This is a genomic window from Chitinophaga varians (assembly GCF_012641275.1).
GTDB classification, from domain to species: domain Bacteria; phylum Bacteroidota; class Bacteroidia; order Chitinophagales; family Chitinophagaceae; genus Chitinophaga; species Chitinophaga varians_A.
On record NZ_JABAIA010000001.1, the window covers coordinates 2,527,156 to 2,542,339 of the forward strand.

11 protein-coding genes are annotated in these 15,184 nt (G+C 49.7%); 3 read left to right on the plus strand and 8 right to left on the minus strand.

What is annotated here, in order from left to right; all coding sequences use genetic code 11:
* Positions 1 to 134: 134 nt before the first annotated feature.
* The 6 genes from HGH92_RS10285 to HGH92_RS10310 all read right to left on the minus strand — a co-directional run bounded on the left by HGH92_RS10285 (position 135) and on the right by HGH92_RS10310 (position 8,708).
* The gene (locus HGH92_RS10285; RefSeq protein WP_168870636.1) at positions 135 to 1,340 is read right to left on the minus strand and encodes a quinol:cytochrome C oxidoreductase; all 1,206 of its coding nucleotides are present in this window, start codon (positions 1,338 to 1,340) and stop codon (positions 135 to 137) included.
* A 50-nt stretch (positions 1,341 to 1,390) separates the two neighbouring features.
* Positions 1,391 to 1,999, minus strand: a complete 609-nt coding sequence (locus HGH92_RS10290) for a c-type cytochrome (protein WP_168870637.1) — start codon at positions 1,997 to 1,999, stop codon at positions 1,391 to 1,393.
* A gap of 81 nt (positions 2,000 to 2,080) precedes the next feature.
* Positions 2,081 to 2,668 carry a DUF3341 domain-containing protein gene (locus HGH92_RS10295; RefSeq protein ID WP_168870638.1) on the minus strand — a complete coding sequence of 196 codons (588 nt, stop codon included), beginning with the start codon at positions 2,666 to 2,668 and terminating at the stop codon, positions 2,081 to 2,083.
* Between the two features lie 48 nt (positions 2,669 to 2,716).
* Positions 2,717 to 4,159 (minus strand): NrfD/PsrC family molybdoenzyme membrane anchor subunit, encoded by a 1,443-nt coding sequence (gene nrfD / locus HGH92_RS10300; RefSeq protein WP_168870639.1) that lies wholly within the window; start codon positions 4,157 to 4,159, stop codon positions 2,717 to 2,719.
* Between the two features lie 117 nt (positions 4,160 to 4,276).
* Positions 4,277 to 7,339 (minus strand): TAT-variant-translocated molybdopterin oxidoreductase, encoded by a 3,063-nt coding sequence (locus HGH92_RS10305; RefSeq protein ID WP_168870640.1) that lies wholly within the window; start codon positions 7,337 to 7,339, stop codon positions 4,277 to 4,279.
* 94 nt (positions 7,340 to 7,433) lie between these two features.
* A complete protein-coding gene (locus HGH92_RS10310; protein ID WP_410493880.1) occupies positions 7,434 to 8,708 on the minus strand; it encodes a c-type cytochrome in 1,275 nt (424 codons plus the stop codon).
* Positions 8,709 to 9,155: 447 nt separating this feature from the next.
* Here HGH92_RS10310 and HGH92_RS10315 point away from each other — a divergent pair, with 447 nt between their 5' ends.
* The 3 genes from HGH92_RS10315 to HGH92_RS10325 all read left to right on the plus strand — a co-directional run bounded on the left by HGH92_RS10315 (position 9,156) and on the right by HGH92_RS10325 (position 11,272).
* Positions 9,156 to 9,908, plus strand: coding sequence for a copper resistance protein NlpE N-terminal domain-containing protein (locus tag HGH92_RS10315; RefSeq protein WP_168870641.1), 753 nt, complete (start codon positions 9,156 to 9,158; stop codon positions 9,906 to 9,908).
* Between the two features lie 53 nt (positions 9,909 to 9,961).
* The gene (purN, locus tag HGH92_RS10320; RefSeq protein ID WP_168870642.1) at positions 9,962 to 10,528 is read left to right on the plus strand and encodes a phosphoribosylglycinamide formyltransferase; all 567 of its coding nucleotides are present in this window, start codon (positions 9,962 to 9,964) and stop codon (positions 10,526 to 10,528) included.
* Between the two features lie 72 nt (positions 10,529 to 10,600).
* The gene (locus HGH92_RS10325) at positions 10,601 to 11,272 is read left to right on the plus strand and encodes a hypothetical protein (protein ID WP_168870643.1); all 672 of its coding nucleotides are present in this window, start codon (positions 10,601 to 10,603) and stop codon (positions 11,270 to 11,272) included.
* 7 nt (positions 11,273 to 11,279) lie between these two features.
* On the opposite strand, the gene HGH92_RS10330 is transcribed toward HGH92_RS10325, so the two are convergent.
* Both HGH92_RS10330 and HGH92_RS10335 read right to left on the minus strand, forming a co-directional pair.
* Complete coding sequence (locus HGH92_RS10330) at positions 11,280 to 13,742, minus strand: TonB-dependent receptor (RefSeq protein WP_168870644.1); 2,463 nt, start codon at positions 13,740 to 13,742, stop codon at positions 11,280 to 11,282.
* Between the two features lie 257 nt (positions 13,743 to 13,999).
* On the minus strand, positions 14,000 to 15,184 hold the full coding sequence (locus tag HGH92_RS10335) for a GTP-binding protein (protein WP_168870645.1): 1,185 nt from the start codon (positions 15,182 to 15,184) through the stop codon (positions 14,000 to 14,002).

Below are 15,184 nucleotides of genomic sequence, written 5' to 3' on the forward strand. Positions count from 1 at the left end.
CTCGCCTTCGCAATCTGGAAGATGACTATGAATATGAGAACAATAACTAAGACTGCTAAAAATCCTGACATTGCTATATGAAATAATTAAGTTATCTAATGCTTTTCTATTGCTAAATCTTCGTTATCACCATATTAGGTGTGGTGAACAATACTTTCTTTCAGGTAAGGATGATTTTTCGGTACCAGCGGAGCTTTGGTCAGCGCGTTGGAAACCAGGAAAATAATCAGACCAACGAAGCCAGCGCCCAGACCCAGTTCATACCAGGGGAATACCAGGTGTTTGTAGGTGCCGGGGCCTACCATCTGCCAGAAATCGAGCCAGTGGCCGGCGATTACTACAACAGCGATGAAGGCTACGGAAGTATAGTTACGTTTGGTGTCTCTCTTCATGAGGAACAGCAACGGCGTAATAAAGTTGATCAGGAGGTTCAGGAAGAAGATAGGTCTCCATTCGCCCCATACGCGTGGCTGGAAGTATTCAGTTTCTTCCGGCATGTTAGCGTACCAGATCAGCATGTACTGGGAGAACCAGAGGTAAGTCCAGAAGATGCTGAAAGCAAAGATAAATTTACCCAGATCGTGCAGGTGCTCTTCATTCACATAAGTCAGGTAACCGTGTTTTTTCAGGTATACCACGAACAGTGCGATCAGGGACAGGCCTGATACCCAGCTGCTGGCGAAAGTATACCAGGAATACATGGTGGAGAACCAGTGTGCATCGATGCTCATTAACCAGATCCAGGGAGTGGTGGAGCCAACGCTCAGGGTGTAAATCACCAGGAAGCCACCGCACCAAACGGTATTTCTCCAGATGAGTTTGCGGCCGGTTTCAGGTTTCAGGTCCCAACCATCTTCTTCGATGGACATGTTGCGGAGTTTCAGGGTGAAGAAAATCCACAGGCCCAGGGTGAGGATGGTAGCGGTAGTATAGAATCCTTTGTTCAGGAAAGCGGATTTCCAGGTCAGGACTTTGTCTTCTGCTACATGATGTGCATTGATCCAGTGGTAGATGTGTTCTTTACCACCGAAAACGATGATCATCACAATGATAAACAGCACAGCCGCCAAAGCAGGAACTGCCATGGAGATAGCTTCAGGAACGCGACGGAAGGCGATCTGCCAACCACCGTGCGCCAGTGTTGTGGCTGCAATAAAAAAGGTGCTGGCCAATGTAATCAGCAAAAAGAAGCTGCTGTTTTGCAACAGACCGGCCCAGAACCGTGTCGAATTCTCACCTTGAAACGCAATTAATCCGATCAATAAAGTCAGCAAGCCCACGCCCATTAACACGAAGCTGGTCTTTTTTAATCTTGCCGGTACTACAAATTGGTCTTTCATTACTGTATATTAAAATACTTGTTTGAAATTCAGTTTTAACTCTCTCTAACTTATTTAGCTTTTGCGCTGTCTGCTGCCGGAGCAGCTGCGGCTGCAGGCTGTGCAGCAGCACCAGGCTGTTTGCTCTTGATGTAAGCGGCTATCTTCCAGCGTTGTGCCCTGTCGAGCTGGCTGGCGTAGCTGCCCATCATGTTATAACCATAGGTCATTACGTGAAACAGGCGGCCTTCGGAGTAACCGGATTTAGCACCGGCTACCAGGTTGGCAGGAGCTGCAGAGTAAGGACCTTCGCCCCCTTTGTACAGCGGACCGTTACCATCCAGTGCAGTACCATGGCAGATACCGCAGTAAATATTAAATAAACGTTCACCTTCCTTCAGATCATCAGCGGTGATAGTCAGCGGATTTTTCACCAGATTTGCCTGTGCCGTATCTGCTTCTTTCAGATGGTAAGGCAAAAGTTCACCTCTCTTAACTGTTCCGTCCACTGGCTTCAGACCTGCCAAACGAGCACTGTAAAACTCATACGCACGGGATTCATACATGTCGGGCATATAAATCCTGCCGGGCTTTCTGTTGTGCTCCCCTTTATTACAGGCTGCCAGGAAAGCTCCAGTTGCCAATGCGGCTACAATCAATATGTTAGAAGTCCTTTTCATCAGAAATTATTTATTCTAGCTTTCATTAGTTCTGCTTCCAGTATCTAATGGTTGCAACTGTATTTTTTTGCTGTTAATGTATTAAGCGTTAACCGGACGAGCGTAAACGTCTTCGTCGTTCTTGTCATATCTGCCATACCACCAGCCGGCTTCTGCCCGCTGTTCATTGACATCATGCGCACCAGCTTCATTGAGGAAGCGTTTGATTTCTTCCGCATTGGATTTTTCGGTGAGCTCAATAACCATTACAAACTTATCATCAGTCTGTCTTGGGTGGAAGATATGTTTCTTTACGCCTGGCATTAACTGGCAGAGATAACAGAATGTCATCACCATACCCACAGCGGCGAACAATACAGTCAGCTCGAAGGTAATGGGAATGAACGCTGGTAACGGGAAGTGTGGCTTACCACCGATGTTCAGCGGCCAGTCAACATTAAATACCCAGCTCATGAAAGTTAAAGCCGTGGTGGTACCAGTGATACCATATATGAAACCGGCTGTGTGCAGGCTGGTTTCCCTTAAACCCATCGCATGATCCAGGCCGTGAACAGGAAAAGGAGTGTATACATCGTGCAACTTGTAGCCAGCAGTGCGAACTTTTTTCACTGCCGGAAACAACACTGCCTCATCGTCAAACAAGCCTACAACAAAATTTTTAACAGCCATATATTTAAAAATTCAAATTCCAATTAATTAATTCTGTCAATTCATCTATTAGTGAGCATGTTCGTGGTGAACAGCTTTTGCAAATTGCTCTGCTGATTCTCCTTCGTACACTTCCATTTTCTCTTTGAAGTTCTCACCGGAAGTTTTCAGGATAGCCTTGATCTCAGCCACTGCAATTACCGGGAAATATTTAGCGAACAGGAAGTAGCAGGTGAAGAACAGACCGAAGGTACCCATGTAGAAACCAACTTCTGGCCAGGATGGACGATAGTAAGACCAGCTGGACGGCAGATAGTCGCGGTACAGGGAAGTACAGATGATCACGAAACGTTCGAACCACATACCGATGTTTACGATGATGGACATTACGAAAGTCACCATCACGTTTCTTCTCATTTTACGGAACCAGAACACCTGCGGCGTGATTACGTTACAGGTCATCATGATCCAGTAAGACCAACCCAGCGGACCGGCAGCGCGGTATTTGAAGAAAGTAGCGAACTCGTAAGGGTTAGCACCGTACCATGCCATGAAGAGCTCAGTCAGGTAAGCGCAACCTACTACGGAACCTGTCAGTACGATTACCTTGTTCATGGCTTCCATGTGGCCCAGGGTAATGTATTCTTCCAGGTGTAATATTTTACGGGTGATGATCAGCAGTGTTTGTACCATCGCGAAACCAGAGAAGATCGCACCCGCCACAAAGTAAGGAGGGAAGATGGTAGTATGCCAGCCGGGAATAACAGAGGTAGCAAAGTCAAAAGATACGATGGTGTGTACAGACAGTACCAGCGGAGTGGATAAACCTGCCAGTACCAGTGACAGCGCCTCGTGACGTTGCCAGTGTTTGGTAGAACCTGTCCAGCCGAAAGCAGCCACACCGTATAACAGCTTGCGCAGTTTGGTTTTAGCCCTGTCACGGATGGTGGCGAAGTCCGGAATCAGGCCGGAGTACCAGAACAACAGTGATACGGTGAAGTAAGTGGAGATCGCGAATACGTCCCACAGCAGCGGAGAGTTAAAGTTAACCCATACCGGACCGCGGGTGTTAGGATAAGGCAGGATAAAGAATGCCATCCATACACGGCCCATGTGAATGATCGGGAACTGGCCGGCGCACATTACCGCGAAGATGGTCATCGCTTCTGCCGCACGGTTCACCCCTGTACGCCATCCCTGACGGAACAGCAGGAGGATGGCCGAAATCAGGGTACCGGCGTGACCGATACCTACCCACCATACGAAGTTGGTAATGTCCCAACCCCAGCCGATGGTTTTGTTCAGATTCCAAACACCCACACCGAAATAAATTTGCCAAAACACTGAAAATGCGCCGAAGCCCAACAGTGACAGTGATATTAAAAAGCCTACATACCACAATTTACCAGGCTTCCCTTCAATGGGACTAATGATATCTTCCGTTACCTGGTGATAATCCTTAACCCCGTCAACTAAAGGTTCTCTCAGTGTGGATTCGTATTTTAAACTCATATTCTATAAGCTTTTAGCTGCTAGCTTCTAGCTACTAGCCCTTGTCTTTTGTTATGATCTCAGATTCTGTAACTTCTTTTGTTATTTTTCTCCTTTAACGTTACCTGTTAAAAGATCTTACGCGTGATGCGCTTCTTCCTTGTGAGCAGATTCTTTCTCTGCTTTAGGAGCGGCATCTTTGTTTCTGATCTTAGCCAGGTAGTTGATAGAAGGCAGTACGTGTGTTTCTTCCAGCACGTAGTACATTCTTTCAGTTTGCTCTTCGTTACGGATCTTATAGATTTCGCTGTTTTTGTCGTTGATGTTACCGAACACGATCGCATCAGCGCCACAAGCCTGCTGGCAAGCTGTTTTAGCAGCACCGTCTTTCATCGGATGGCCGGCTTTTTTTGCTTCCAGTTTAGCTTCCTGTAAACGTTGTACGCAGAAAGAGCATTTTTCCATCACACCACGGCTACGAACCACTACGTCAGGGTTCAGTACCATGCGGGTGAGGTTATCGTTCATATCTGCTACATCATACAGGTTGTTTTCAAAGCTGTCTGCACCGTTCCAGTCTCTCCAGTTGAGGCGACGAACTTTGTAAGGACAGTTGTTAGCGCAGTAACGGGTACCGATGCAACGGTTGTAAGCCATCTGGTTGATACCTTCAGAGCTGTGGTTGGTAGCACCTACCGGACAAACGTTTTCGCAAGGAGCGTTATCGCAGTGTTGGCACAGCATCGGCTGGAACACTACTTCCGGATTGTTTTCATCTCCGCTGAAGTAACGGTCGATGCGGATCCAGTGCATTTCGTGCCCTTTTCCTACTTCCTCTTTACCTACTACGGAAACGTTGTTTTCTGCCTGGCAGGCAATGGTACAAGCACCGCAACCGAAACAGGTGTTCAGGTCGATAGACATGCCCCATTTGATACCAGGGTATGGGTGAGTAGAATACAGGGTAGCGTCGCTGCGGAAGTCTTTACCGAACTTCTTCAGTTCTTCCCTGTCTTCGTTTACTTCTTTAGGATTGTGTTTGAACTCTTCGAGGGTCGTTTCCTTGATGATAGGACGGCCTTCGTAGCTGTTGTGCGTTTGTGTTAAAGCAACAGGGTATTTTTTACCGGTAGCTTCTACAGCGGCGTCAACTGCAAAGTAATCGAAAGTCTGACCGTTGAAGGTTACAAACGGATAGGCGTTCTGGCCGATTTCAGCGGCAGCGCGGCCTACGTTTTTACCACGGCCGTAACCTACCGCGATAGCGATCACTTCAGGGTGCATACCCGGGATGATCAGCATTGGCAGCACGATTTCTTTGCCGTTGGCTTTTATTTTCAGTTCTTTCTTTTCAACGTTGATTTCGTAATCGTCACCCAGCTCAGCGGAGAATGTTTTAGCGAGGGTGTTGGAGATACAAGCGTAGTTGTCCCAGGTAGCGCGGGAGATCGGGTCAGGCATTTCCTGCAACCATGGGTTGTTGGCTTGTCTACCGTTACCGATGGCTACTTTTTCGTACAGTACCAGTTCGTATTTGCCACCTTTTTTAGCGCTGCTGATTTTAGCTGCGGCGCCGGCGATGTCGCCAGCGAAGGAAGCGCCACCCAGAGCCGGAGCTGTGGCTGGTTCTACCACACCGTCCTGCAGGGCTTTGTCCCATGCTTCCTGGCTGCCCAGTTTGCTGATCCATTCAGCTTTCAGGTAGTCTGCCCAGGTAGTGGTGTTGCCGGTCCATGCCAACAGGGAGTCCTGTGCAGCACGGGTTTTGAAGAGCGGGGAGATGGTAGGTTGTGCGAAGCTGTAGTAGCCTGGTTTACCCTGAGCATCGTTCCAGTTTTCCAGGAAGTGGTGATCAGGAGCGGCATATTTACACAGTTCAGTTGTTTCGTCGAGGCGGTCGTTGAAGGAGATGGAAGTTTTCACTTTCTTCAGGCCTTCGCTGAATTTAGCGGCGTCGAAGTAGTCATAAGCGGGGTTAGCGCCGTATACTACTACAGCACCGATGCTGCCGGCGTTCATATCGCTCACCAGTTTAGCCATGTCTGCGTCGATACCCTGACGGTAACCGGAAGGGTTGGCCCAGTCGATGGTGGTACCGTTAGCGCCTACGATGTTGTTGATGGCGTTTACGATCAGCTGAACGTTCACGTCGTTGGAACCGCTTACTACCAGTGCTTTGCCAGCGCTGGCTTTCAGTTCGTTGGCAGCCTTCTTGATGCCTGCTTCCACTTTAGCGTCCAGTTTGGGAGCGCTAACGCTGCCACCTACGGCGGCCAGCAGGGCCAGTGCTACGGCACCGGCTTCAGAAGGTCTGTGTGTATATCTTTCGTCTGCGTTTGCACCGGTGAGGCTCATGTTGCTTTCAAACTGGAACAGTTTGGACATTTCCGGTTTTTTAGCGCTTACCTTACGGGTTTGGGCAAACTGACGGGCATATTCAACCGGGTTGAGCCAGGTACCGATGAAGTCGGCGCCAAGGCTAACGATGGTTTTAGCATTTTCGAAGTGGTAGGAAGGAATGGTCCTTTTACCGTAGGCAGCCTCGTTCGCGAGCAGCATACCGGAGTAAGACACCGGATCGTATACTACGTGGCGGGAGTTTGGATACTTGGCCAGGAAAGCGTCGATTACTTTCTTGGTAGTAGGGCTGAGGAGGGAAGTGCTTAACAAAACAACCGGCGCACCGCCCAGTCCGGCCAGTGCAGCGCCAACTTGTTTGTCCAGCTCTGTCCAGGTTGTTTCAGTACCGCCGATAGTCGGGAAACGCAGACGGGCCACGTCGTACAGGCTCAGTACAGCACCTTGTACCTTAGCGGAGGTAGAACCACCTGTAATGGAAGACAGGGTGTTACCTTCTATTTTGATAGGACGGCCTTCGCGGGTTTTCACCACAACAGGCACGTACTCGCCATCGATGGCGTAAGAAGAAGCATAATAATTGGCTACGCCCGGAGTGATCTCTTCCGGTTTGTTCACGTAAGGGATAGCCTTATGAACGGGAGTTTCGCAGCTGGCAGCGATAGTAGCGGCAGCCGTGGTAAAACCGAGGTATTTCAGAAAGTCCCTGCGGGGGGTAGTAGCATTCAACAGGCCTTCACTCTCAAACGGTAATTCTTCTCTGAATTCGTTCTTCACAATTTCCTGATGCGCTTCGGTATTGTGCAACTCCTCCAAGCCTTTCCAATACTTTTTTTGCTCCATGTTATATTAACGAGTTACGTTTATAAATTTTGATATCTTCTGAAACAGGTCATGATTTTCTGTAAGCAGAAAATCATGACGCGTTAAATCCTTTCTAGTAGTGACATTTTTGACATTCAGTACCACCTACCATTTCAACAGTCACACTATCGATCTTCTTATCTTTAATATCCTGATGAAGTTTCTCGAAGATGCTGTAGTAGTTGTTGTCAGCGAACTGCACTTTGGTAGTACGGTGGCAGTTGATACACCAGCCCATTGAGAGGTCGGCGAACTGATGTACTTCGTCCATTTCGGTGATGGCACCGTGGCAGGTCTGACACTGTTGTTTACCGGCCACTGTGTGTTGGGAGTGGTTGAAGTAAACGTGGTCAGGCAGGTTGTGGATCTTGGTCCATTCGATAGGGCGACCTGGTTTGGTATACTTACCTTTTTCAGCGTCCCAGCCTACGTAATCGTATAATTTCGCGATTTCCGCAGTACCGTCAACTTTTTTGCCTTCAGCAGTAAACAGCTCAGGGCCGGAGTACTCTTTAATGGCTTTGTGACAGTTCATACAGATGTTCTCGGAAGGAATCATAGCATGCTTGCTCTTCTCGGCACCGGCGTGGCAATACAGACAGTTGATCTGGTTGATGCCGGCGTGCACTTTGTGGCTGTAGAAGATCGGCTGCTCAGGCATGTAGTCTTTCTGACGACCCAGCCCGATAGCTCCCTGGATGGTGAAATAACCGCCTACCATGAAGAGCAGGAGAATACCCAGTGCGATGTAAGCCTTGTTTTTGTAGAAGGGGATTGGCTCCGGAGTAGGATGGCCTTCTTTATCACCAGCAAGTTTGTTCAGGTTGCTGTTGATCTGCATCAGGATCAGGGCTACTACAGCCAGGATCAGGGTGATGATACCAAAAAGAAGACTGTTGTCGCTGCCTTGCTCTTTAGCACCGGCACCGCTAGTAGCAGGACCTTCTTTAGGAGTACCTACAGGTTTCGCCTCTTCAACTTTGATGTACGCCAGGATGTCGTCAATATCTTCATTGCTTAATGAAGGGAAAGCCGTCATCGCGGTTTTGTTGTACTCATTAAAGAGGTCGTTGGCGTACTTGTCGCCAGACGCCAGTACGGAAGCGGAGTTGTGGATCCACTGGTGCAATAATTTCTTATCGGACCAGCGACCTTCTACACCCGCCAGTGCAGGACCTGTCAGCTTCTTATGGACATTGTGACATGAAGCGCAGTTTTGTTGGAAGATTTGCTTACCCTTGGCAGGATCCGCTGCTTTTACGGCAGAAAACGGAATTACTATACTAGCGCATAGAATAAGCACACTCACAAAATGCTTGCGCAAAAGAATGGAAACACGACGATACACAGCCTATATAGTTTAGATTTGACCTAAAGTTTCTTAAAAGTGCCAGCAAAAATAAGACACAATGTTGACAATTTACCAACAATTCTAAAAATTATTTGCCTTAAGAAATGCTTCATTTTTGCTCCCTGAACTGTAACTTTTCTGCTGAAATCCTTTATGCTGGCTAATTTAGGAGTTATGCCCTCCAGACCTTTCAAAACTTATTATTTTCATTGAAAGTTCAATCCCCTTTTGCTGACAGACCTATAAGTAGGAGGACAGGCGTTTTCAGCGGGATATAATATTATTATATGCTGATCAAAACTTCATAGCGGCTCCCTATATCCTTGCCACATAATATATTATATGATCTCTGCCGCCTTAATTTACGGTAAGTATCTTATTTTTACCCTTAATAACCTGCCACCGGACAAGAATGTTCAAATCTGTCTGTAAAATATTAGTCCCATGCGTAAACTCATTTGCTTAACAACCCTGTTTGCCGCCCTCATGGCCTGCAACAATCATCCAACCTCCAAAACCGCCACCGACAGCACCGCTGCCGGCCAACAGCCCGCCACTGCCGCCAAACCCCATATCACAGGCACCTACCAGGGTACGCTGCCCTGCGCCGACTGCCCGGGGATGGACTACCAGATCAGCCTCTTCGACGACCATACCTTTACCGAACTGGTATCCTACCAGGGAAGGGGACAGGGAATCGCCTTCACAGAGAAGGGTACCTGGCAGCAAATCAACGATTCTATCGTCAGCATCCGGAAAAAAACAGATAGCACCTCTTTCCTGGCATCCGACAGCAAACTCCTCGTACTCGATAAGCAAGGCAAACGCATTGAAGGCGCCCTCGCCAGCAACTACGTCCTTAAACCGGTAGAAGGCGGCGACCGCCGCGACCTGCTGGCGCAAAAAGCCGGCGCCGGCATCACCTTCACCGCCAACGGCAACGAACCTTTCTGGAGCCTCGACCTGGAAGCCCGGAAAATCCTGTTCCGCACCGCCTCCGGCGACAGCCTTGTGGCATCCCTCCCTGCGCCCAGGCCCAATACCGATACCCTGAAGGTATATACCACCCCGCAGCTGACACTTACCATCCGTAACACCATGTGCACGGACGACATGAGCGGGCTCATGCGCCCAAACAGCGTAGAGGTGAAGACAAAGGAACAAACTTATCATGGCTGCGGAGAGTTCCTGAAATAACTCCCGGTCAAAAAAACATCTGAAATAGTACCTTTGCGCGTAAAACAGTACTGTTGAAAAATATTGTCATTTTCGCATCGGGTGCAGGAAGCAACGCGCAAAAGATCATCGATCATTTCAGAAATTCGGATAAAGGCAGGGTGGCCCTGATTGTATGTAACAAACCCGGGGCAGGGGTGCTGGACATCGCCCAACGGGAAGGCATACCCGCCGTTTTAATTGACAAAGAGAAATTTTTCCATACGGACACATATGTACAGCTCCTGCAGGAGCAAGGTACGGACCTGATCGTGCTGGCCGGTTTCCTCTGGAAAGTGCCGGCCAACCTGGTACAGGCATTTCCTAACCGGATCATCAACATCCACCCGGCCCTGCTCCCCAAGTACGGAGGCAAAGGCATGTACGGACACTTTGTACATGAAGCGGTGGTGGCTGCCAGGGAAACGGAAAGCGGCATCACGATCCATTTCGTCAATGAAAAATATGATGACGGAGAACCCATCCTCCAGGAACGTTGCATCGTTACTCCTGAAGACACTCCGGAGACTGTTGCCCGCAAGGTGCAGGCACTGGAGCATCAATGGTTTCCGGTAATTGTGGAACGAATATTGCTAAAATAACAGACGGTGTGCGGCCCCACCAGCTGCCGCACACCGCCCGTCAACCCTCACCCTTAGCTACCTACTAACTGTATGAAAAAGACTTTGTTGCTTATCGGAATACTCTCTTTGTCTTTTGCCTTCTCCTATGCCCAGGAAGATGGAAAACGGTTCAGGTCTACCTATCTCAAAATAAATCCCACCACCCTGATCAATGAACTGGACATCGTTCTGGAACAGGACATCTCTGATAAAATCAGTATAGAACTGGGCATCAGTGGCATCTATACCGACTACCCCGACTATGTGCTGGCCAAAAAGATCGATATCGGCCAGAAAAAACCGGACATCACTACTGAACAGTTTGTGGATGGCGCAGGACTGGGATTCAGGGCAGGGCTTCGCTATTATCTGATCACCAAGGAAATAGGCCCCAGCTCGGCTGCCGGAACCTACTTTGAACCGGTACTGATCTTTAAAAAAGTGTTCTATTCCAACCAGGATGTAACCCTGAACAACAATACCTACACCAACTCCGCCTCCAAAGATGTATATGCCATACAATTATTAGTAGGCCGCCAGTTCCGCAGGGAGAAACTGGTGCTCGATCCCTATTTCGGCATCGGCCTCCGGGGCAAAGCCTACCACTCGGATAACTATGTGCTCGGCGACGACGGAGTGGTAAACCGTAATAAAGGCACGCTGGTGAGCGTATTGCCCAGCCTGCACCTTGGTATCAAACTGGGCCTCCGCCTTCGTAAATAACCATTATCTAAAAAGGAACTATCACCTTCGCGCTGAAATTACGCCCCATATTATAAATGCCCGTGCGGCCATTGGGGGAACTGCTATAGTATTCGAAATATTTCAACCGGTTCATGTTGGCCTGATAGGCGACATCAAATACATTGTCCAGCTGGAAAAACAGCTCCATCACCGTCTTTCCCTTCCTATTTACAATACCGGAGCCTGCTCCCACATTCATCAGCGTATAGCCGGCAGTGTAAGTCTCGGTATTATCGACTCCGTAAAAATGACGCTGTGCAGAAAACCGGTCCGCTCCGACCCGCACATAAGCCTTGGAGAACACGCCAAAGTTGCGGGATGCGGTGGCCTTGACGGCTGAACGCATATGCAGCGGCGGTATAAAAGGCAGGTAGCGGGCTGCATCGCCATGTAAGTCAATGAGCGCCTGGTTGCGGTTACGCCCTTCCGTATAGGCGGCGCTGTTATCCATGGTCAACCAGGGCACGGTACGCGGACGCAGATTTACACCCACTTCTGCCCCATACAGCCGCGCACCGGATTGCTGGTAACGATACGTAGCGTTGCCGGGCACTATCACCACCGGCTCGCCAGCGGCATCATACAATCGCGCCTGGTAGATGTAATTCTCGATGTTATTGTGAAACACTTCCACGCTGATGTCCAGGTCGGGCAGATAAGCCAGGAAACCAAGGTCCTGCTGGAGACTGAATTCCGGCTTAAACTCCCGGTTGCCCAGGTATACGATGTGTGCGCCGGGGTCAAGCCCGTTGGAACCGATTTCCGTTATATTGGGCGCCCGGTAGCCCCGGGCAATGTTAGCCTTCAATAGCACCCGCTGGCTCAGGTTCCAGGTAACGCCCAGGCTGCCGGAGATACCGGTGTAGTTATGCCCGAAAGCGGGGAACTGCAACGTTGCGCCGGCGGTATCCGGCAGGTCGTATTTTTTATCGAAACCATTGTCCTTGTTGGGACCTACATAAAAATCGTTCCAGCGGATATGCCGGCTGTCATATCGAAGGCCACCGGAAATGTCCAGTTGGCCGATGGTCTTCTTCGCAAAGAAAAACCCACCGATATCAAACAGGTTGTAATCCGGAATGGGGAAGTCTGTGGCGTTACGACTGCGGTTAAGCTGGTACATGCCATTTACGCCCACTGTGGTTTCCACGCCGGCGAGGGCCGGCAGGTTGTACCGAAGATCGTAGTTGAGCGTGTTGAGCACAACGTACAGTCCCGGCTGGACCGGCATTTCCGGATGATTATATTCCCGGCGCACGCTCTGTTGCAGACCCAGCAAGGTGTTGATGTCGCCTTTGCCAAGCTGCCAACGGGTACGGTTATATAACCGGTAATGTTGAATATGCTGATGCAATGGGTTCAGGGTATAGGTGCGCAGCTCGTTGTCCGGCACGATGGGCCTGTCTTTGATATCGTCATCGGCATCCTTTATTTGACGGGTAAATTTGCGGGTCAGCGAATCCCGGCTGCCATCGGGGATTTCCTGGGTATTATCATACAGGCTGGCGCCCCATTGTGAATGTCCCCAGGATTTATCCACCCGGGCCAGCGCGGAAATGTTGTACTCACGGAAAGCAGTGCCATACACGAAACCATCAATTTTATTGCGATAGTTGTGGGCGGTTTTTATGGTGCCGCGCAGTACATATTTCCAGTCATTTTTGCTGTAGGCCAGTCCCAGTGAAGAGCCGATCATGCCGTTGTTGGTTTGATAGTCTGTCAGGAAACTGCCTTTGAGTTTGCCCGGTCCGGTTTCCGGCACGTCGGGGATCATATTGATAACACCGGCGAGCGCATCGGAGCCGTAAGTCAGACTGGCAGGGCCTTTTACAACTTCCGCCCTTGCTATGCCGTACTGATCTACTTCGATACCATGTTCATCGCCCCATTGTTGTCCTTCCTGCCGTACGCCGTCGAAGAGCGTTAATACGCGGTTGTATCCGAGGCCGCGGATAAAGGGTTTGGAGATGTTAGGCCCTGTGGTGACGGCGCTCACGCCGGGTACGCCTTTTACGATCGCATCAATGATATTGCTGTTTACGTGCATGTTCATGTCCCGCTTGCCTATAACGGCAATGGGTATAGGATTTTTGCGCACGGCCGTAGCGCGCGACACGCCTGTTACCACCACTTCGTTGAGTTTCGACAGGTCTTCTTCCAGCGTGATGTCCAACGTAATGGTCTGATTGCTGCGGATGCTTTTTTTCAGCGTCACTGGTTGGTATCCGATCATCGATACTTTGATATCGTATGTTCCGGGTTGTACGTTCCGGACCAGGAACGTTCCCTGTTGATCCGCCACAGCACCGGATTTCAACGCTGGTATGGCAACGTTTGCAAATTGTACCGGTTTACCGCCGGCAGTAATTTTTCCCTTGATGGTCCCCTGTTGTGCTTGCGACGATAGCATCAACAACAGGGCACCCAGTAGTGTAAATAAATGTTTCATGCAAAATCTGACACTTGTAGGTAAAGCAGGCGCACGGGGTCCCGGGATAAGTGATGACACTTCCCCGTGCGACTGCGGTTATTTTTTCACAAAACTATAATCTTATTTTACACTAGCCTTAATTATTATTTAGACTAATCTAAATTTAGATTTTTATAATCGGGAGATGAGTGGGCCGGTGGCGGAACACGCCATGCATAAAGGAACAAGGTGGTCAATAACAGCAGGAAGGCCCCGTTTGAATCTATCGGCAGGGGTTACATGGCCGGAAAAGGATCGCGGAAAATACTTCCCTGTACATAGAGGTCCACTTCCGTTTCAGTACAGAGACAACGGTCCAGCTCCGCTGTAATAGTGGCCTGGTCCATATCCTGTCCGATCAGCACCAATTCATTGTAACGGTCAGCGAAACGTTCGTCCCAGCGGCTGGTGACCAACTGATACGTTTCTTCATCCAGGTCCCACTGCTGGCGGGGGATGGCGCACCACCAGTAGCCTGCTTTCTCCGCGCGGAGGGAACCGCCGGCCTGGCTCCAGTTGACCGCCAGCTTCGGTCGCGACGCCAGCCAGAACAGTCCTTTGCTGCGGATGATGTTACCCGGCCAGTCTTCATTCAGATATCGCCAGAAACGTTCCGGGTGGAAAGGTTTCCTGCTCCGGTATACGAAAGAACCGATGCCATATTCCTCCATTTCCGGTGTATGCTCCTGTTCCAGTTCCGCCTGCCAGCCGGCACTTTGCGAGGTTGTTTCAAAATCAAATAAACCAGTGTCCAGTATCTGGTCCAGCGGCACCTGGCCGTTTACCGCTTCTGTAATCACAGCGGTGGCATTGAGCTTACGCAGCAGCGCTTTCAGATTCCCCAGTTGGTCCGGGGTGACGAGATCACATTTATTCAGCACAATGACGTTGGCAAATTCCACCTGATCGGTGAGCAGGTTCACAATGGTCCGCTGGTCGGCGGTATCTGTTGCCAGGCCTTCGTCCTGTAAGCGTGCGATGCTGCTGTAGTCCCGTGCGAAGTTGTAAGCGTCCACTACGGTCACCATGGTATCCAGGCGGCTAACGGCGCTCAGGTCTATGCCATTGTTTTCATCCTGGTAACAGAATGTTTGCGCTACCGGCACCGGTTCTGAGATACCGGTGGATTCAATCAGCAGGTAATCGAACCGGTTTTCCCTGGCCAACTGTTCCACCGCTATGAGCAGATCATCACGCAGGGTACAGCAAATGCAGCCGTTGCTCATTTCCACCAGTCGCTCTTCTGTTTTGTGCAACGTGTTTTCATTCTTCACCAGTTGAGCGTCAATATTCACTTCGCTCATGTCGTTAACGATAACGGCTACACGAAGATTTTCACGGTTATGTAACACGTGGTTCAGGAGCGTAGTTTTCCCTGCGCCGAGGAAGCCACTCAGCACGGTAACGGGCAATTTTTTCAT